We start from the raw sequence: 21,173 nt of genomic DNA, 5'->3' as shown, positions 1-21,173 counted from the left end.
CTTCCTTAATTTTATTCAAATTTTAGCGTTCTGACCCCAAAAGGCCTTTCCAAGGTTAACTGTCCCTGAACATTTTTGGGTGGAAGCATAATCGGCTATATCTTGGTGGTTAAGGAAGTATTGCAATTCGACGGCCCGCGTAATTGATTGCACCTCAATTGTTCATTGGGGTACTGTCATGTCTATCGAAGATCTGCGCAATTCGAACGTTGATGGCGATCACGCCTCCCACGAGATGATCTCGGACGTTCACGAAACTGCAGGACGCGAAGATGCCAAGCTTCCTGAGGTCGAGCGTGTAGAGCTCGCCCAGGCGCAGAGCACGCCCCAGGGCAGCGATCAGCCGCAGGGTGGCGAGCAGTCGCCGAAGACCGACCGCGTCGAGGTCGCCCCGCCGGCTCCGCAGGCCGCCGCCAACCTGAACGAGATTGTTCCGGATCAGAACAACGTGGCGCATCTGGCCGCCAACGTTTCGCTCGACGATATCCGCATCGAGGGTGCCAATCTGGTACTCGTCCAGCCCGACGGCACCGAGATCGTCATCGTCAACGGCGCAGCCCACGTCCCGACCTTCCTGCTCGGCGACGTCGAACTGCCCCGCGACACCGTCATCGCCGCGCTGAACGACAGCCACATCAACGTAGCCGCCGGCCCCGACGGCGGCGACAGCGCATCCGCCGCAGCCCCGAGCTCCGGCGCCGAGTTCCAGGACACCACCCCGGGCGGCGACGATGCGCCGACGGAGCTGGCGGCGCTGCTGGCCGATACGCAGCAGCTGGATGGTGGGCCTGGTGGCAATGAAGAGCTTTTCAACGGCAAGCCGTTCATCATCCCGTCGGGTCCGTTCGGTCTTGCTGAAACGACGACCGAAGGTGACGTCTTCAAGGAGCTGGTGCTTGAAGGTACGCTCGGCTTCAACGGCGGCAAGGACGTCGGCACGATCACCTCGATCGCGTTCAAGGGCGCTGTCGATGTTGATGGCCAAGACGATGGTGCTGATGTGCCGACCGGGCTGAAGTCTGGTGGTCACGATGTCACGATCACTGTCAACGGGCTGACGATCACCGGTACGATCCAGGTTACGACGATCGTTGATGGCCAGGAGACGACGAAAACCGAGACTGTTTTCCAGCTGACGGTTACCAATGCAGCCACCGGCGCGTTCACCTACACGCAGTCGCTGCCGCTTGATCATCCGGATCATGGCCAGACTGGCGCCGACGATCGCCTGAGCCTCGACTTCAGCTACACGGTCACCGACAAGGACGGCGATAGCGCGACTGGCAGCGTTTCGGTTGTTGTCGCCGATGATGCTCCGACCGCGCATGATGTCACCGCGGGAATGACCGAAAACCAGGGTGCCGGAAACGACGAAGGCGCTGGTTTCACGGTAAGCCTTTCTGACGGCAAGGATTTCACCTTCGGTGCCGACGGCGGCTCGATCGCCTTTCATGCGCCGACGGTTACCGATGCGCCTGAAGGCGTCAAGCTCGGTCTGCCGGAGATCCAGGTAGGCAAGGACGGTCAGTCCATCACCATCATCCCGGGCACGGCGTTCGATGCTCTGGCCAAGGGCGAGACGGCACTCCTGCACATTTCCTACACCGTTACGGACGGCGACGGCGACACCGTCACCAAGGAGATCGCAGTTACGGTCACTGGCACAAACGATGACGCTGTCTTCTCGGTCGTTCCCGAAGTGAACACCGATGTCGGTGCAGTCGTCGAAGACGCGACGCAGCCTGCGGAAGAATCGGCAGCCGTCGAAAAGACTTCGGGCACGCTTTCCTTTAGCGACGTCGATGTTCATGACACCCACACGGTCACCGTTGCTGCTCCGGAAGGGGCTGTCGGCACGCTGACCGCTGTCGTTACCAACGACACCACCAACGGCGGCGCTGGCAAGGTCACTTGGAGCTACCAGGTCGACGACAGCAAGATTCAATATCTCGGTGCTGGCGAGACCAAGGAAGAAACCTTCACGATCCAGCTCAACGATGGCACCAGCATCGTTGAGAAGACGGTGACCATCACCATCACCGGCACGAACGATGATGCGATCATCTCCGTGGCGCCGGACATTGATTCCGTCACAGGCTCCGTTGTTGAAGATGCTACCCAGCCGACTGAAGAATCGGCGGCAGTTGAAAAGACCTCTGGCACGCTCTCCTTCAGCGACGTCGATGTTCATGACACGCATACGGTCACTGTTGCTGCTCCGCAAGGAGCGCTCGGCACTCTGACGGCAAGTGTCGCAACGGACAGCACCAACGGCGGCGCTGGCAAGATCACCTGGAATTATGAGGTCGACGACAGCAAGATCCAGTACCTTGCTCAGGGGCAGACCAAGGTCGAGACCTTCACGGTTGAGCTCTTCGATGGCCACAGCACGGTCACGCAGACGGTCACGATCACCATCACTGGCACCAATGATGCGCCGGTTCTGGTTGCGGATACGAATTCAGTCGAGGCGTGGGGCTACGACCGCGGCAACCATTTCGATCTGGGCGACCCTCTTGCGTCGGGCAATGTCCTGTCGAACGATTCCGACGTGGATCAGGGTGACAAGCTGACGGTAACTGGCGTCTCTGCCGGTACCAACAACGGCGACGTCAGCGGTCATGTGGCCGACATCATCACGGGCAAGTACGGCTTCCTGGTGATGGGGGCGAACGGCAAGTACGTCTACACCTTGAACAACCTCGACGCCGATACCAACGCGCTTGCCAAGGGCGAGCACGACTCCGACGTGTTCACCTACACCGTCACCGACAAGTACGGCGCGTCCACGACGACAACGCTGACCATCGATGTGACCGGTCAGAACAACCGACCGGACGCCAACAATGACGTCAACACCGGCTCCGCCGTCGTCGAGTCTGGCGTCGGCCCGGGCAATACGCCGGTTGACGGCGTATCGTCTGCAAGCGGCAACGTTCTGACGAACGACACCGATGTCGACCACAATGACACGAAGGTGGTGACCGGTGTTTCGGCCGGCCCAAGCTGGCTCGGCTCGGACGTTTCGGGCAAGGTCGGAACGGTTGTCACCGGCACCTACGGCACGGTGACCATCAACGCCGACGGCACTTGGACCTACAAGCTCAACAACGCCGATACAGATACCCAGAAGCTGGGGCAGGGCGACCACGGCAAGGACGTCTTCACCTACACGATGCAGGACGCCAACGGCGCGACCTCTACCGCGACGCTGACCATCGACGTCACCGGCACCAATGACCGCCCTGTCGCAGTTGCCGACAGCAACGCTTCGATCATCGAATCCGGTGTGAGCCCGGCCGACGTCGCTTATGCCGGCGTTTCATCGGCGACCGGCAACGTGCTCACCAACGATACCGATATCGACAAGGGTGACACGAAGACTGTGACCGGCGTTGCTGCTGGCGGCAACACTGCGGCAGACGTCCTCGGCCAGGTTGGCTCGGTTGTTGCAGGCAAGTACGGTACGGTGACAATTGGCGCCGATGGCAAGTGGACCTACACGCTCGACAACGCCGACAAGGATACCCAGGCGCTGACGGTTGGCGAAAAGGTCGACGACGTCTTCACCTATACGATGCAGGACAAGTATGGCGCGTCTTCGACGACGACGCTGACCATCACGATCACCGGTACGAATGATGCGCCGGTGGTTGTTGCCGATACGAATTCGGTTGAGGCTGCGGGCGTCAGCCCGGGCAACTGGCCGGATCTCGGCGATGCGTTCGCTGGTGGCAATGTTCTTTCGAATGATTTCGATGTCGACAAGGGCGACAAGCTGACCGTGACCGGTATTTCAGCCGGCAGCAACGGCGGCAACGATGTCAGTGGCCATGTCGCCGACATCATTGCCGGCAAATATGGCTCCCTGGTTATGGGATCGGATGGTAAGTACCTTTATACGTTGAATAATTTCGATGCCGACACGATCGCGCTTGCCAAGGGCGAACACGGCACTGATGTTTTCACCTATACGGTCACCGATAAGTACGGCGCCACCTCGACGACCACGCTGACAATCGATGTTACCGGTGCCAACAACCGGCCCGTCGCCAACGACGATGTCAACACCGGTGCAGCGATCGTCGAATCCGGCGTCGGTCCAGGCAATACGCCGATTGACGGCAACGCCTCGGCGACCGGCAACGTGTTGGCGAACGACACCGATGTCGACCACAATGACACGAAGACCGTTATCGGCGTATCGGCCGGCCCAAGCTGGCTCGGCTCGGACGTTTCGGGCAAGGTTGGAACGGTTGTCACCGGCACCTACGGCACGGTGACTATCAACGCCGACGGCACTTGGACCTACAAGCTCAACAACGCCGATACAGATACCCAGAAGCTGGGGCAGGGCGACCACGGCAAGGACGTGTTCACCTACACGATGCAGGACGCTAACGGCGCGACCTCGACGGCGACGCTGACGATCGACGTCACCGGCACCAACGATCGTCCCGTTGCCGTTGCCGACAGTGTTTCGACAATCATCGAGTCGGGCGTCGGCCCTGGCAATAATCCGATTGCGGGCGTCTCCACCGCGAACGGAAACGTTCTGACGAACGATACCGACGTCGATACGGGCGACAAGGCCAATCTCAAGGTTACGGGCGTTGCTGCCGGCAACAACACGGCGTCTGACGTTTCTGGCCATGTGAATGTGCAGGTAGCGGGCACGTACGGCACCGTGACGATCGGCGCCGATGGCAAGTGGACCTATACGCTCGACAACGCTGACAAGGATACGCAGGGTCTCGGCGCTGGCCAGAAGGCTACCGACGTCTTCGTCTACACGATCCAGGACACGAATGGCGCTTCGTCGACGACGACCCTGACCATCAACATCACCGGCACCAACGACAAGCCGGTCATTGCGAATTCCGATGCCACCGGCTCTGTCATCGAAGACGGCTTCAACGCCGCTGGCGCACATGTTGGTCAGAGCACGATCTCCGACACGCTGGTCAAGTCCGATGTCGATGCTGACGACAACACCACCAACGACCACTGGGGTGTTCTGGTCAAGCAGGGCCAGAACACGGTCGAGCTTTCGAACGTCAACGGTAAATACGGCACGTTCTCGGTCGATCAGAACGGCAAGTGGACCTACACGCTCGACGACGATCGCCAGGCGACGCAGGAACTGAACCTCAACCAGACTGCGACCGAAACCTTCACTGTGCAGGTCACGGACAGCCATGGCGCGACGGCGACCCAGCAGGTTGTTGTCACAATCACAGGCTCCAACGACAAGCCGGTCATTTCGGGTGGCGACACGAGTGGAACCGTCACCGAGGCCGGCGTCGATCGCTTGAACAACTACTATGCCGGCGATGCAAGCGACAGCGGCACGCTGAAGAAGTATGATGTTGACGCCGAAGACGACGACACCAACGACAAGTGGTCGGTTCTCGCCCACGACCAGCAGACGCAGAGCAGCGTCACCTCGGTCTCCGGTACCTATGGTTCACTGACGATCAATCAGGACGGCAAGTGGACCTACAATCTCAACAACAGCCTTGCAGCAACACAGGGGCTGGGCCGTGGCGACACCGAGGTCGAACGCTTCTACGTTCAGGTGACCGATACCCACGGCGCCACCACGACCGAGGTCGTCAAGATCACTGTCGTCGGCACCAATGATCGCCCGGTCGGAAACGACGACAGCTTCACCGTTACTGAATCGCAAATCGAGGCAGCGTCCGCCGGCAATAGGCTGACTGTCGGCAACGTCCTGACCGGCGCAGGCAAGGATACCGACGTCGACGGCGATACGCTGAAGGTGAGCGATGTCTACAACGTCAAGTTCACCATCGGTGGCCAGACCCTTAATGCTTCGGCGGTTCAGGGCCAGAATGATGTCTACAAGATCCACACCGGGAATGGTGATGCCTATCTGACGGTTTCGGAAAACGGCACAGTCAGGGTCTGGTCGGCCTCGAACGAGGATCCGTTCAAGGAACTGGGCGTCAACGACACCGGCAAGATTACCTTCACCTACGAAGTGTCCGACGGCAACGGCGGCAAGGACACCGCGACGGCAACCATCAATGTCACGGGTACCAACGACACCCCGATCGGTAATGCTGACAGTTATAAGGTCGACGAGGACAACACGCTCACCGTCCAGGCAAATGCTGGCGTTCTCGCAAACGACAAGGATCCCGATCACGATGCGCTGACGGCGGTTCTGGTAACCGGCCCGGCCCACGGCACGGTGACCCTCAATGCCGATGGTTCGTTCTCCTACGTGCCCACGACCAACTATAACGGTGAAGACAGCTTCAGCTACAAGCCGAACGACGGCATCACCAATGGTGCCCCCGTCGTCGTCAAGATCACCGTCGGTTCGGTCCTTGACCAAGTCTTCACCAACAATGGCGAAACGGTCAACCTGCACAACTTCGCAGCCGACCAGACAATGACCAGCCCGAACAATCCTTACTTCGAGGACGGCAACTATCTCAACGCCAAGGATGGCGACGACACGGTCTATCTGCCTGACGCAAAAGACGGTCTCGGCAAGACCTACGCCGACCTCTACGCTGCGGGCGGCACGTTCAACGCCGGCGACGGCAACGACAAGATCATCGGTGGCGATCTCAACGATCGCATCGACGGCGGTGCCGGCGATGACGACATTTCGGGCGGCCTCGGAGCGGACAATCTCTCCGGCGGCACCGGCGACGACACCTTCCGCCTCGGCGCCGATCTGGTTGCCTCCGGCACGCGCTACATCGAGCTCGGCGACGGCACGAAGCAGGCGATCGACATCACCGGCTATGCCGGCACCATGGATGTCGTCCAGGGCGGCGACGGCACGGACAAGATCGTGCTCGACAGCGGCGACCTGACGAAGGGCTTCGTCTACGACGCCTATAGCGCACCGAGCTACATCAACAGCGTCGAGGAAATCGACGGCACCGCGAAGGATGACATCATCCTCGTTGGCGCAGACTACCGCAGCGGTGCTGCAAACGGCGGCATCACGATCGAAGGCGGCGCCGGCAACGACATCATCGGCGGCGGCGCAGGCGACGATACGCTGCGCGGCGGAACCGGCGACGACCTGATCTCCGGCCTCGGCGGCAATGACACGATCGAAGGTGGCGACGGCAAGGATACGCTTTACGGCGGTGCTGGCGACGACACGATCGACGGCGGCGATGGCGACGACACGATCATCGGCGGCGCGGGTAACGACACGCTCAACGGCGGAGCTGGAAACGATCGCTTCATCTACCAGCCAGGGAATGGCAGCAGCGTCGTTGGCGATGGTTCCGACAAGATTGATGGCGGTGACGGTGTCGATACGGTCGAGATTGATCGCGTCGCCAGCGAGCAGAATCGCTATTACGTGAAGAACGGTGCTGATGGCATTGACGTCACCATCAACCATTACAACATCGGCGCGAGCGATGTTCTGAACCTCCATAACGTCGAAACCCTCGAGATCAACGTCAAGGGTTATGATCAAGTCGTCCTTCAAGGGGATCTCACCGGTCTTACGGTTGGCGTGCACGGCAATGACGAAGGAAGCAGCATCTTCCTGAACGAGCTGGGTGCTGTCGCGGCGGTGAATGCAGACCTCGGTGCAGGGAACGACGAAGTTTACGGTGGCAATCAGGCGACGAGCGTCAACATCGATGGCGGTGACGGTACCGACTCGTTGAACTACAGCCTCGTCAACGGCGACGTGAAGATCGATCTGGATGCAGGGACCGCAGTGCGCGTCGCTGGCACCGACACTGTCACCAATTTCGAGAACGTGACCACTGGTGCGGGCAACGACACGATCCGTGGTACCTCTGGCGCCAACGTTCTCAATGGCGGCGACGGCGACGATATCATCGAGGGCCGCGGTGGTGCCGACACGCTTAACGGCGGCGAAGGCAACGACCGCATTACAGCCGGCAGCGAACTGATCGTCAACGGCGGCTTCAAGGGGCCGGCCGAAGTGATGGTCAGCGGCGGTTCGGACGCGATCAATCTCGGCGGCGGCTGGAATGTCACCGACGGCAGCGTCGATCTGCTTTTCGTTCCCGGTGCCCTCAACGCCAAGTTCCCGGCGGGTGTGAACGCCGTCGACATGCAGGGCGTGTCGCAGGGCACGATCTCGCAGAAATTCGACACCGTCGCAGGTCAGACCTATACGGTCACCTTCCTGCAGGCGACCAATCCGGATGCTGTCACGCACGGCCTGACGGAATCGTCTGTCACCGTCAATGTCGGCGGCCAAACCGCGATCTTCACCGATACTGCTGATGCTGGCATCACCTGGTCGACAGTCGGCGGCACCTTCGTCGAGCGCACCATTACCTTTACGGCTTCGGGCGACTCGACGACGCTCGAATTCGTTGCAGGCGGCAGCACGCCCTATGGCTCGCTGATCGCCGAAGTCTCGGTCACCAGCGATGCTCCAAGTGCAGGTGCAACGCTCAACGGCGGCGGTGGCAATGACATCATCACCGGCGGTACCGGCAACGACATCATCGATGGCGGCACCGGCGACGACCTGATCCGTGGCGGTGCCGGCAACGACACCATCCACGGCGGCGACGGCGACGACTTCATCTCCGGCGGCAAGGGTGACGACACGATCTTCGGCGATGCCGGCAACGATACCTTCTCCTACAGCACGGGCGACGGCGCCGATAAGATCGACGGTGGCGACGGCAACGACACCCTGCATATCGCAGGCAGCGACACCGGCTCGACCTTCAACATCAACGACGTGTTGATCGACGGCGTGAAAAACCTCGCCGTCAACATCGAAGAAGGCTCCACGGCCAACGCGGCAACGGCCGGCAACTACGAAGTTGCCACGACCAATGTCGAAGAATGGGTCGTCGAGGGCGGCAAGGGCGACGACACCTTCGTCGTCAGCGGCGACCTCTCGGGCACCGGCCTGGCAACCTCGACGATCACCATCAATGGTGGTGCGGGTAACGACACGCTTGACGTGCGCAACTTTGCGTCCAGCCAGCATATCGTCTTCAATGGCGGTGAAGGCGGCCAGGACACGATCATCTTCAACGCCGACTGGAAGGACGCAACGGTCACGCAGACCGCCACCGGCTTCGAAATCAAGATCGGCGACAATGTCTACGACGTTAACGGCACCGAGCAGTTCAAGTTCAACAACGGTACCGCAACGGTTCAGACCCTCATGGAAGCCGCGCCTACCGGCGTCGAGGGAACGCTGACCGTCGCCGAAAACTCCGCAGCAGGAGCGAGCGTCGGAACGCTTACCGGCACAGATGTCAACGGCGGTCTGGACAAGCTGACCTACGCCTTCGTCGATGCCAATGGCCATGCGTCACAGACCTCGGCCGACGGCAAGTTCGTCATCGATGCAAGCACCGGCGCCGTGACTGTCGCCGCCAATGCGTCGATCGACTACGAAACGACGCCTTCGCTGACGGAAACCGTGCGCGTCACGGATGTTCACAACAACTTCACCGACACGTCCGTCTCGATCGCAGTCACGGACGTCAACGAGGCTCCGCATATCACCGGCGAACTTTCATCGACCGTAGCCGAGGGCGGGCAGCATATGCTCACCCTGGCCGAGCTCGGCGCGAGCGATCCGGATGCTTCGGACACCGGGGCTGCGCTCACCTTTACGGCAAGCTCGATCACCAACGGCACGATCCTGGTCAACAACCAGGCCTCGTCCACCTTCACTGCGGCTGATGTGGCAGGCGGCAAGGTCGTCTTCGTTCACGACGGAAGCGAAACCAGCTCCGCAGGCTTCAACGTTTCGCTGGCCGATGGCGGCGAGAACGGCGTTGGTCCCGATACCGGACATTTCAGCTTCAACGTAACGCCCGTCGACGATGGAAAGGCGACGCTGTCGATCAACGACAGCACGCAGCAGTCGGGCGCGCCGGTGGTCGGCGACGTCATCCAGGCTGGCATCGCGACGCATGATCCTGACAAGGGAGAAGGCACGGTTACCTACCACTGGCTGCGCGGCACGACCGAAATCAGCGGTGCGACCGGCTCGAGCTATACGCTGACATCGGCAGATGTCGGCTCGAAGATCTCTGTCTATGCGACCTATACGGATGGCCAGGGCTTTGCGACGACGACGGATGCGGTGGGTCTGTCCACCGCGGTTGTATCGCCGAACCATGCGCCGTCCGCTGCAGATGACATCGTCATCACGAATGCATCGAATATCTCGATCCCGGATTGGGCCCTGTTGCTGAATGACCGTGATCAGGATGGCGACAGCCTGCAGATTACCAAAGCAACCGGCCTCTACGGCGACACGGCAAGTCACTCTGCTGGAGCTGTTTCATTTGCGGATACTGTCACCGCATACTGGCCGCTGCCGATCGCAGACGGTGGTTCGCTCAAGTACACGGTGTCAGACGGTGCGGTGCCGACTGCCGGGACGACTACTGCGGAAGCTGACATCGAGCGCCAGTTCGGCGACCTTTCCGGCACTGACAAAACCGAAATCTTCGTCGGCAGCGATTTCGGTGAAACCATCGATGCCAAGGGCGGCGACGACGTCCTCCTCGGAAACGGCGGCGATGACGTGCTGAAGGGTGGCGCTGGCGCCGACTGGCTCTTCGGTGGTTCGGGCAACGACAGCCTCTACGGCGACCAGAGCGACGTTGTTCTGGATGGCGGTACCGGCACCGATACCCTCTATGTCGCAGGCGGCTTCAACAGCACCAGCGACGCGCAGATCGCTTCGGTCGAAAAGGTCGTGATGACCTCGGCAGGCACGCTCGATCTGTCGAAGCAGACCGAAGGCTTCATCATCAGCGGCTCCTCCGGCAATGATACCATCAAGGCTGGTAGCGGCGACGACACGATCAACTACGACATCGGCGACGGCGCCGACAACGTGGATGGTGGCGCCGGTAACGACACTCTCGCAATCCTCGGCGGCAGCGCCAACGAGACGTTGGGTGTGACCGTTAGCGGCGGCAAGATCACGACGGTGGCAGGCGGTAATATCGCCAATGTCGAGCATATCACGCTAAACATGGACGGCGGTGGCGATGACGTGCTGACCTACGCCGGTACGGTGCAGGATGTCGCCGTAAACCTGTCGAACGGCACCGCAACTGGCTTCGACTCGATCGCTGGGGTGGATGATGTTACCGGCGGCTCTGGCAACGACAGCCTCACCGGCAACAGCAGCGCCAATACCCTGATTGGCGGCGCTGGCGACGATACGCTGACTGGTGGTGGCGGCAACGACACGCTGACAGGCGGCACGGGCAACGACACGTTCAATGTCGATAGCGGCACCGACGCTGTGACGGATCTGTCGGGCGGCGACATCCTGAAGGTTTCGCAGGGCGCCACGGCAAATGTGATCGCCACTGGCGACTGGACGGCGGCAAGCTCGAGCGTCAACAATGGCAGCGCAACGATCGCAGCGAATGGCAACGACATCAACCTCGCAGCTGCTACCGGCAGCAACGGTTGGACGCTGACCAATAGCGGCAGCTCGACGGGCGTCACGTTGACGGGTTCGGCCAAGTCTGACTCGATCACCGGCGGTAGCGGCAATGACATCATCAACTATGTCGTTGGATCTGGCGCCGACACCGTAAATGGTGGCAGCGGTACCGACAAACTCGTCGTTACCGGCACTGCAAACAACGACACGCTTTCGGTCATTGTCTCGAGCGACAAGATCACCCAGCTTGCCGGCGGTTCGATCAGCAGCATCGAGCAGGTCACGGCCGATCTTGGCGGCGGCACGAGCGATACTCTGAGCTATGCCGGAACCAGCCAGGCTGTTACGATCGATCTGTCGGCAGGCACTGCGACCGGCTTCACGTCGATTGCCGGTATCGAGAACTTCGTCGGCGGCAACAGCAGCAACGACGTTCTGAAGGTGGGCGCTGGTTTCACCAGCACCGGCGACGGTCAGCTCTCGAGCATCGAAAATGTCGCGCTGACCTCTGCTGGCAAGATCGACCTGTCGAACCAGACGGAAAGCATCAACATCACCGGCACATCCAGCAGTGATACGATTATTGCCAGCACTGGCGGCGGCACCATCAATGCCGGCTTTGGTGGCGACACCGTCGTGATCAATGCGGGAACGCTTTCTGACAAGACCTGGATTGTCAATCTAGGCTCTGGCGACTCGGCCTCGGATACGCTGGTATTCAAGCATGATACAATCGCAAGCGGCCGGGACACTTTTGTCACCGTCAACGATTTTGGAACGAGTACGCCTGACAAGATCGCGCTTGTCGTCGGCGGTACGAGCGTAAGCGGCACGCTTCAAATTATTGATAGCCAAAATGAGGATGTTACATCCAGCAAGGTGCTGGAATTCTACAAGGCGAGCGGAAGCGTCGGGGCCTATATTACCAACAATCTGAATGACGATACCAATAATGGGGACGTCAAGACGATGATCGCCAATGGCATTCGTAGTATAGCCGCTGGTGTTTATGAGGTGGTTATCTATTCGGATGCTGGCAATAAGGCCGACGCTGGTATCTACTTGATGAATGTCACATCTTCGACAGGCGATCTGAGGACCAGCGGATTTACGCTCGATCACGTCATGACTATCGCCAATGTCGGTTATGGCAACCTGAGCGCCGCTAACTTTACGACCGCTCCATCCGCAATCGACCCCATCATCCTCGACCTCGATCACAACGGCGTCGCGCTGACCTCGCTCGACCAGGGCGTGCAGTTCGATATCAATGCCGACGGTCACAAGGATCAGATTGCCTGGACGGCCGGTAGCGATGGCATTCTGGCGCTGGATGTCGATGGCAATGGCAAGATCGACAATGGCAGCGAGATCTTCTCGCCGCACTTTGCCGGCGGCAATTATGCCACGGGTCTCGCGGCTCTGGCGACGCTCGACAGCAACCATGACGGCAAGATCGATGCGGCTGACGAGGCCTTCTCGAAGCTCACCGTCTGGCAGGATCTGAACCATAACGGCGTGACCGATGCCGGCGAGCTTTCGAGCCTTGCCGACCAGCACATCACCAGCATCAGCCTGGACGCTGCGGCATCGAACACCTCGATCAACGGCCAGACGATCCTCTCGGAAGGCAGCTACCAGACGGCTGATGGCGGTCATGGCAGCTTCGTCGAAGTCGCCTTCGACACCACGCTCGGCGGCAGCGAAGACGGCGCTCATGGCTACTCGCTGATCGGCAGCAACGGTGACGACGTGCTCTCGGGCGCCGGCGGCATGTACACCATCACCGGCGGGGCAGGGGCCGATACGTTCGTCCTCGATACCGACGCGCTGAAGGATGTGAAGCTTGCCGACGTGATCACCGACTACAAGGCCAGCGAAGGCGACACGCTCGATGTGTCGAAGCTTCTCGATACCTTGCTCGGTCACCAGGCGACGGAAGCCGAAGCGCTTGCCAGCGTCAAGACGACGGTCAGCGGTTCGGATACCGTGGTCAGCGTCAACGCAAACGGCGGCTGGCACGATGTGGCGGTTCTCCAGAACACCACCGAGGCGGTCAAGATCCTGTTCGACGACAAGCACGACACGACGACCGCGCCGCACGTCGGCTAAGCTGTCCTCATCTCAGACCATTGGAAAAGGCGCGAAAGCGCCTTTTCTGCTTTCAAGCGGCCGGCAACCGCCCGATCGAGATCGGCTCGTCTTCGCCTCCGGCATCCATCGCCAGCTCTCCGGCCATCTGCCTGATCCGGTTGAATTCGGCCGGGCCGTCGAAGATCGCGCCGCCGAGCTTCAGGTCGATGGAGAGCGGGTTTTCGTCGGCGGCGAAGGCGGCGGCGGAGACGCGTTCGCGGATGCGATTGGCGATATCGACAGCGCTTTCGGGGGCGGCGCCCGGCAGGAAGATGCCGAGCTCGTTGGTGGCGAGCCGCGCCACCAGATCGCCGCTGCGCACCGAGGACTGGATGATGGCGGCGAGCGACTGCATCACGGTATCGGCCCATTGCGGCCCGTAGCGGCGGCTGATCGCGTCCAGCGGATCGACGACGGCGGCGATCATGATGCCGCCTGAGTCGGTGGCGATCCGCTTGCGCCGGTCGATGTAATGCTCGACGGATGCGGCAAAGGCGGTGCCGTTGAGAGCGCCCGTCGCCGCGTCGTGGCGGGCCGAGTAATTAATCCGTTCGTGTAGCTTCCGGATTTCAGCGTTTTTGCTTCCGATTGCTGCAAGCAGCGGAAATGCAACAAACAGAGAAATTGAGCATGTACTGATTAAACCTACCAAAAATGGTCGGTCCGGCATAAGAAGGTTTAAGATAAGTAAAACCCCAGCGGACCCAACGAGGCATCCTGATGCTCCGAATGCGGCCGTCCGCAGGGCTTTTACTGAGGGCAGGGAGTAATTCTTTCGGAAATTCATGGCGCGCAATATCCGTTTCCAGTACGGATAGAGCTAATCAGCTGCGGGAAAATTGGGGATTAAAAAATCCTGTAAAATTGTTCCTTTAGTGTGTGATCTCTGTGAATTAACTGTCTTCGAAGGAATGTCCCGCTCTACAGTTGGAGTGTGGAAATGTTGGTGATACTTGTTTGCCGAAGAACAGCTTCGGTATATGGGTTTCGCCCGGTGAATCTGAGATGTTGAGGGGCATCAGTCTTGTTTAAAGGCAAAAGAATTTTTGCGGCTCTGTCCGCTACCGTTGCTTTCAGCTTCGCGTTTTCGATTAACGCCGATGCAATGACCTTGCAGCAGGCGATCGAAAAGACGATGAAGACGAACCCGCAGATCTTGCAGGCTGCCAAGGATCGTGAAGCTGTCGAATTTGAACTGCGCCAGGCACGCGGCCTTTACTTGCCGTCCGTGGATCTTGAAGCTGGTGTCGGCCGCCGCAGGCTGTCCAATTCCAGCACAGGTACACTGACGTCGGACCATGATTACCTGAAGCCGGGCGAAGTTGGTCTTACCGTTACGCAGACGTTGTTTGACGGCGGCAGCCGCCGCTCGCAGGTCGAGCAGCAGGCCGCCCGCGTCGATGGCGCCTCGTTCCGCGTTCTCGAACGCTCGGAAGCGCTCGCCCTCGAAGTCACGCAGGATTATCTGGAATACATCCTCCAGAACCAGATCGTGAAGGCGGCGCAGGATAACGTCGGCTTCCACAACCAGATCCTCGGCAATATCGAGCAGAGCATCAAGGGCGGCACGCTCACCGATGCCGACCGTCTACAGGGCGTCGAGCGCCAGCAGGCTGCTCAGGCCCGCCTCCAGGAAGCCAAGGAAGAGCTGGAAGCGACCCGTATCCGCTTCCTCCAGGCCGTCGGCGAGCCGATCACCAATGCGTCCACCCCGCCGTCGGTCAGCAAGTTCCTGCCGAAGACGCTGAATGACGCGGTCTTCGTCGCTGCCAAGAACAGCCCGCGCATCTACTCGGCCAATGCCGATGTCGATGCCGCCGATGCCGGCGTTCGCGGTTCGCGCGCCAACTACCTGCCGAAGGTCGATCTCGAAGGCACCGCCCGCGTCGGCGATGACATCGATGGCGACGAAGGCAACACCAACGACTACCAGGTTCGTGTCGTTGCCCGCTGGAACCTCTATCGCGGCGGTATCGATACGGCCCGCGAGCAGGAGCAGATCCGCCGCGCCGGCGAGCAGCGTTATGCACTGGCCCAGGTGCAGCGCGAAGTCGAGCAGTCGGTCCGTTCCGCCTGGAACGAGCGCACCAGCCGCGGTACCCTTGCCGGTATCCTCGGCAAGCAGGCGCAGACCAACGCCCAGCTCGTTTCGTCCTACCGTCAGCAGTTCGGTGTCGGCCAGCGTTCGCTGCTCGACGTGCTGGACGCGCAGAACACCAATTTCAACACCAGAGTTCTGGCAGACACGGCGCGCGTTGCCTCGCTGTTTGCCGAATACAAGATCCTGGCCGCCTCCGGTAACCTGCTTCAGACCATGAAGCTGCGTCCGGTCGAGCAGGCCAAGGCTTATGCGCGGGAAGAGTTTGTTGTCCCCGCGGGCGTCGCTGATCCGGGTTATGTCGAGCTGCAGTCCACGCAGAAGGCTGGCATGCCCCTGGACCTCCTAGCGCCAATTCGACAGCAGTAGTCGACACGGCCATGGAACAATGCTGAACGTAGCGCTCGAAACTTCCAGCGGCACGCCGCTGCAAACATTCAAAGCCGCTTTCAAGTCTGTGGCTGCGTTCTATGGCCGTCCATCCTCGGACACGGTGCTCTTTTCCGGCCTGCCGGATGAGATCACCGAGTCACTCGAGGTCGACGATGTCGAGCGCATGGCTGAGCGTATCGGCCTGCAGGTCATCAAGCACGAAGAGCGCGATTGCCGCACCGGCAATTTCGACTGTCCGGCGATCGTCGCGTTCGCCGATGGCGGCGTGCTGCCCCTGCTCGAGATCGCCGAAGACGGCTCCTACGTCACCGATATCGTGGCGATCCCCGGCGCGCCGATCCGCATCACGCGGCAGGAGCTCGCGGCGCTGAAGCCGCATACGGCTTTCGCCTTCACGCTCTATTATCAGAACGCTTCGGAAGAGGCGCTTGTCGGCAATGCCGTCGAGATCGAGAAGCGCCACTGGCTGGCGACGACGCTGGCGCCGTACTGGCGCACCTATGTCCGCGTCATGGTCGCAGCGCTGTTCATCAATCTCATTGCGCTCGGCTCACCGCTGTTCACGATGAACGTCTATGACCGCGTGCTGCCGAACAAGGCGATCCCGACGCTCTGGGTTCTCTCGGCCGGCATTTCGCTCGCCTATCTCTTCGATTTCCTGCTGAAGACCGCGCGCTCCTCGCTGATCGACTATGCCGGCCGCAAGGCGGATCTGCGCCTGTCGCAGATGATCTTCGACAAGGTGCTGAACTCGACGCTCGCCTCGCGGCCGATGTCGACGGGCGAATATGCCAACCGCGTCACGCAATATGAGTTCGTCCGCGAATTCTTCACCTCGAACACGATCGGCGTCCTCATCGACAGCCTCTTCGTCTTCATCTTCCTGTTCGTGATCTATCTGATCTCCGGCTGGCTCGTCGTCATTCCGGCCGTCGCTCTGGTTGCCTCCGTCGCCATCGGCCTCTGGGCGCAGGCGGCGATCGGCAAGCGCATGGCAACGGCGGCGAACGAGGCCTCGCGCCGCCAGTCGCTGCTGGTCGAGACGATCTCGACCATCGAGACGCTGAAGAGCCTGCGCGCCGAAGCCACCATGCTGCGCCGCTGGCAGGAACTGACGAAATATTCGAGCCGCACCAGCGAAGACATCAAGCATATCTCGACCAATGCGATCAACACGACGATGCTGATCCAGCAGATGGTGAGCGTCTTCATCGTCATCGCCGGCACCTATGAATTCTCCGAGGGCCGCATCGCCATGGGCGCGATCGTCGCCACCGTGATGCTGGCAAGCCGCGCCGGTGCGCCGCTCGGCCAGATCGCCATGACGCTGGCGCGTTTCCGCCAGGCCACTATGTCGCTGCGCATCCTTGACAAGATCATGGAACAGCCTGATGACCGCCCGTCCACGGTCGGCTTCGTCAACCGCCAGATCGCCCATGGCGGCTTCAGCTTCCAGAAGGTGTCGTTCCAGTATCCGGGCTCGGATCACCCTGTCATCAACGGCCTGTCTTTCAATGTCCGCCCGGGCGAAAAGATCGGCATTATCGGCCGCATCGGCTCCGGCAAGACGACACTCGGACGCCTGCTCGATGGCCTCTTTGCGCCGGCTGCCGGCCGCGTGCTGATCGATGGCGTCGATATCCGCCAGTATCATATGGCCGAAGTGCGTTCCGCCGTTGCTGTTGCCGGCCAGTCCTCGGATCTGTTCTCCGGCACCGTCAAGGAAAACCTGCTGATCGGCCGCGCCGATGCCACCGATGAAGAGCTGCTGCAGGTTGCCCGCATCACCGGCGTCGACGAATTTGTCGGCAATCATCCGCGCGGCTTCGACATGCCGGTCGGCGAGCGCGGCACCAATCTGTCGAGCGGCCAGAAGCAGGCGCTGACCATTGCCCGCCTGCTGCTCACCAAGCCGAAGATCGTCTTCCTCGACGAGCCCTCGGGCGCCATGGACCTTGCGACCGAACGCCACCTGATCTCGAAGCTCTCCAACGCCTTTGGCCCGGAAACCACGCTGCTGATCGCCACGCATCGCCACAGCATGCTGGAGCTGGTCGATCGCCTGATCGTCATCGACAAGGGCAAGATCATCGCTGATGGCCCGAAGCAGGCCGTCATCCAAGCCATGCAGCAACCGCGTCCGGCTGCCGCTGCCCCGGCAGCTCCGGCTGCCGCAGGAGTTGCCCGATGAGCCGCGCCCAGATCGACAATCCGCCGCTCTTTGCCCGTGCCATCCTGGCGCTCTGCGCCCTGCTGATCGCAAGCTTCCTCGCCTGGGCGGCCTTCGCCAGCATCGATGAGATCGCCCGCGGCGAGGGCAAGGTCATTCCGGTCTCGAAGACGCAGATCATCCAGTCGTCGGAACCCGGGGTCGTTCAGCAGATCGCCGTCACCCTCGGCCAGGTGGTCCGCAAGGGCCAGCTGCTGGTGCAGCTCGACAATACGACGACCGCCTCGACGCTCGGTGAATCGGTTGCCAAGGCGCGCGCGCTCGGCGCCAAGGTTGCCCGCCTGAAGCTCGAGGAAGCCGGTCTCTACGACACGAAATTCGTCTGCCCGGCGGAGATTCTCTCCGTTGCCAAGCCGGTTTGTGACAACGAGGAAAACCTCTTCGCCGCCGACCGTGCGAGCTATGAGAACAAGCTCGGCGTGCTGCAGGAGCGCGTCAAGCAGCGCGAGAACGAGCTCAACGAAGCCCATGCCAACATCGCCCGCCTGACCGACAATATCGACGGCGCCAAGCGCCAATACGATCTGATCAAGCCGCTGAGCGACAAGAAGCTGGTTGCCCAGACCGAAATGCTGAAGGTCGAGCGCGATCTCACCGACCAGCAGGGCCAGCTCAAGGTCTATCAGGAAAGCATCGATCGCCTCGAGGCGGCCGTCCAGGAAGCCAAGCTGCAGGTCGGCGATCTGGCGCTCGAGCTGCGCCAGCAGGCGCTCACCGAAAAGGCCACGACGCTTGCCGAGCTCTCCGTTGTCGACGAGACGATCCGCGGCGCGTCGGACCGCGTCAAGCGCACCGATATCCGCTCGCCGGTCGATGGCATCGTCAACACGCTCGAAGTCAACACGATCGGTGCCTATGTCGATCCGGGCCGCGTCATCGCCGGCATCGTGCCGACCGCCGACACGCTGCTGATCGAGGCGAAGATCTCGCCGCGCGACGTCGCTTTCGTGCGCCGCGGCCAGCCGGCCGTCGTCAAGATCACCGCCTACGACTTCTCTATCTTCGGCGGCCTCGAAGGCGTCGTCGAGAATATCTCGGCGGACAGCCTCGTCGAGAAGGAAAAGGGCGAAACCTATTATCTCGTGCAGGTAAAGACCGACAAGTCGGAGCTCTCGCGCAACGGCAAGGCCTATCCGATCATCCCGGGCATGGTCGCCTCGGTCGAGATCATGACCGGCAACAAGACTGTGCTGAGCTATCTCCTGAAGCCGATCAACAAGGCGCGCTCTGAAGCGCTGACGGAGCGGTAGATGCTGATCAGCAAGGCGGCCGCAACAGATCTTTCCAATGCAGAGCCCCTTGAGGAGCAGCTGCCGGCGATCGACGCCGAAGAGATCGAGCCGCGCTTCCGCGCCGTTGCCGGCCGGGGCGGGGAGCGCCGCGGCATTCGTCTTGAGCGGATCTATTGGGACGGCCTCGGCCGCATGTCCTCTGCCGGCAAGATGACGACTGCCGATCTCGTGCATCACACCGCGGCACAGATGCCGGAAACCGGCAATCTCGCCTCGCTGCTGCGCGTGCTCAGCTTCAAATGGGCGCTGAAGCGTCTCGATACGGTTGAGGACGTGTCCTCGATGGCCAATCTCAGCGCGCTGATCCAGGCCTCGCCGTCGCCGACCATTCTGCTGACGCTGGACAAGAAGATCCAGCTGTTCAACGATCCCTTCCTGGCGATGCTGCGCCACCGCCTGCCGATGGGCGATGCCGCGCAGCTCACCAAGAGCCTGCGCTTCTCGATCGATACGCAGATCGAGGATGCGATGGCGACGCTCGCGATGAACAAGGGCAAGACCCTGAACACCGGCTTCACCATTGCCGCCGGTTCGCAGGCGATGAAGGGCCAGATCAACCTGGCCCTGGCGCCGACCCACGAAAAGCCGATGCTGGTCGGTTATATCTCCCGCTACTGATGTCTAGGCGCCCGGTTTCGGGGTCGTCGTCAGCTCCGAACCATAGGCATCGCGCAGTTCCGCCGCCTCGCCGGGCGCCCGGTCGTCGGCCTTGTGCAGCAGGATCGACCGGTATCCCTCCGCATGCGTGCCCTCGATCAGCGTCACGTCGGCATTGCCCGGATTGTCCGAGCGCTCGAACCAATCGACGCTGTGGCGCAGGAAATTCATCTCGAAGGCACGGTTGGTGACGCCGTGGCCGACGATGATGGCGGTATCGCTGCCATTGCCGATGTCGTGCATCACAGTCAGCAGGAAAAGCCGCACCCGCTGCGCCACATCCGCCCGGCTTTCGCCATCAGGCGGTCGCGCATAGAACTTGCCGCTATTGTTGCGCAGCCGCGCCCATTTCTCGAATTCCTCCGGAAATTTCCGCCGCTGCTCGGCGCGGTCGTAGATCTCGGTGAACAGGCCGAAATCCTGTTCGCGCAGCAGGTAGTCCTCAAGCACCGCGCCGACGGCGGCCGCAGGCAGGGCTTCCAGGATCGCATCCTTGGTCTGGCGGGTGCGCAGATAGGGCGAATGCCAGACGGTGGCCTTTGGCGCGGCGTCGGTGAGACCGCCGAGGTAGGCCGCGATGCTCTCTCCTGCCGCCAGCGCCTGCCGGTAACCCCACTCCGTCAGCGGGACGTTGTGGTCGCCGAACTGGCGATAGGCGCTGTCGCTGAGATTGCCGAGAGATTCGCCGTGTCGAACGAGAAAGATGCGCATGTGATGCCGTCGGTGTTTCGGATGGTTCCATCATACGGGGGGAGGAGCGGCGTGCAATCGGGAAACGCCGTGCGTGCGGCCCCCTCATCCCCGGTGCAACAAGTTGCACCTGAAACCTTCGGGCACCTTCTCCCCGCGGGGGAGAAGGGAAGCCGCGTTTGCCGCTTGCGCTGACTTCCCCTCTCCCCTGGGGGCGAGGGCTAGGGCGAGGGGGGCTCCGGGTGTTACCGT

Annotated in this window: 7 protein-coding genes; 5 read left to right on the top strand and 2 right to left on the bottom strand. The window is 61.1% G+C overall.

All coding sequences use genetic code 11. The features are described from left to right. Window positions 1–178 precede the first annotated feature (178 nt). Complete coding sequence (locus ACQZ5H_RS08645; RefSeq protein ID WP_449097362.1) at window positions 179–13,540, top strand: VCBS domain-containing protein; 13,362 nt, start codon at window positions 179–181, stop codon at window positions 13,538–13,540. Between the two features lie 52 nt (window positions 13,541–13,592). Here the strand turns inward: ACQZ5H_RS08645 and ACQZ5H_RS08640 are convergent, their stop codons facing one another. Continuing rightward, window positions 13,593–14,348, bottom strand: coding sequence for a GGDEF domain-containing protein (locus tag ACQZ5H_RS08640; protein ID WP_449097653.1), 756 nt, complete (start codon window positions 14,346–14,348; stop codon window positions 13,593–13,595). Between the two features lie 318 nt (window positions 14,349–14,666). Between ACQZ5H_RS08640 and ACQZ5H_RS08635 the strand changes: the two genes are divergently transcribed. Genes ACQZ5H_RS08635 through ACQZ5H_RS08620 form a run of 4 tightly spaced genes read left to right on the top strand, consistent with a single transcriptional unit; the run spans window position 14,667 to window position 20,192 of the window. After that, window positions 14,667–16,028 (top strand): TolC family outer membrane protein, encoded by a 1,362-nt coding sequence (locus ACQZ5H_RS08635; protein WP_130280653.1) that lies wholly within the window; start codon window positions 14,667–14,669, stop codon window positions 16,026–16,028. A 19-nt stretch (window positions 16,029–16,047) separates the two neighbouring features. Then, a complete protein-coding gene (locus ACQZ5H_RS08630) occupies window positions 16,048–18,243 on the top strand; it encodes a type I secretion system permease/ATPase (protein ID WP_449097361.1) in 2,196 nt (731 codons plus the stop codon). Further along, window positions 18,240–19,532 (top strand): HlyD family type I secretion periplasmic adaptor subunit, encoded by a 1,293-nt coding sequence (locus ACQZ5H_RS08625; protein ID WP_199625758.1) that lies wholly within the window; start codon window positions 18,240–18,242, stop codon window positions 19,530–19,532. Before ACQZ5H_RS08630 ends, ACQZ5H_RS08625 begins: the two co-directional genes overlap by 4 nt. Next, window positions 19,533–20,192: a ribbon-helix-helix domain-containing protein gene (locus ACQZ5H_RS08620; protein ID WP_449097360.1), complete on the top strand. Its 660-nt coding sequence runs from the start codon at window positions 19,533–19,535 to the stop codon at window positions 20,190–20,192. It abuts the gene before it with no gap. A 3-nt stretch (window positions 20,193–20,195) separates the two neighbouring features. Here the strand turns inward: ACQZ5H_RS08620 and ACQZ5H_RS08615 are convergent, their stop codons facing one another. Continuing rightward, window positions 20,196–20,942 (bottom strand): histidine phosphatase family protein, encoded by a 747-nt coding sequence (locus tag ACQZ5H_RS08615; protein WP_449097359.1) that lies wholly within the window; start codon window positions 20,940–20,942, stop codon window positions 20,196–20,198. Window positions 20,943–21,173: the final 231 nt, after the last annotated feature.

The organism is Rhizobium sp. 21-4511-3d (assembly GCF_053522545.1).
The sequence above is the reverse complement of the archived record's forward strand: the minus strand, read 5'-3'. Positions and strand labels throughout refer to the sequence as shown.

What these genes read in the sequence shown, in the direction of transcription:
- ACQZ5H_RS08645 (WP_449097362.1), top strand. Translation starts at nt 179, where the DNA reads ATGTCTATCGAAGATCTGCGCAATTCGAACGTTGATGGCGATCACGCC.
- ACQZ5H_RS08640 (WP_449097653.1), bottom strand. Translation starts at nt 14,348, where the DNA reads ATGAATTTCCGAAAGAATTACTCCCTGCCCTCAGTAAAAGCCCTGCGG.
- ACQZ5H_RS08635 (WP_130280653.1), top strand. Translation starts at nt 14,667, where the DNA reads ATGACCTTGCAGCAGGCGATCGAAAAGACGATGAAGACGAACCCGCAG.
- ACQZ5H_RS08630 (WP_449097361.1), top strand. Translation starts at nt 16,048, where the DNA reads ATGCTGAACGTAGCGCTCGAAACTTCCAGCGGCACGCCGCTGCAAACA.
- ACQZ5H_RS08625 (WP_199625758.1), top strand. Translation starts at nt 18,240, where the DNA reads ATGAGCCGCGCCCAGATCGACAATCCGCCGCTCTTTGCCCGTGCCATC.
- ACQZ5H_RS08620 (WP_449097360.1), top strand. Translation starts at nt 19,533, where the DNA reads ATGCTGATCAGCAAGGCGGCCGCAACAGATCTTTCCAATGCAGAGCCC.
- ACQZ5H_RS08615 (WP_449097359.1), bottom strand. Translation starts at nt 20,942, where the DNA reads ATGCGCATCTTTCTCGTTCGACACGGCGAATCTCTCGGCAATCTCAGC.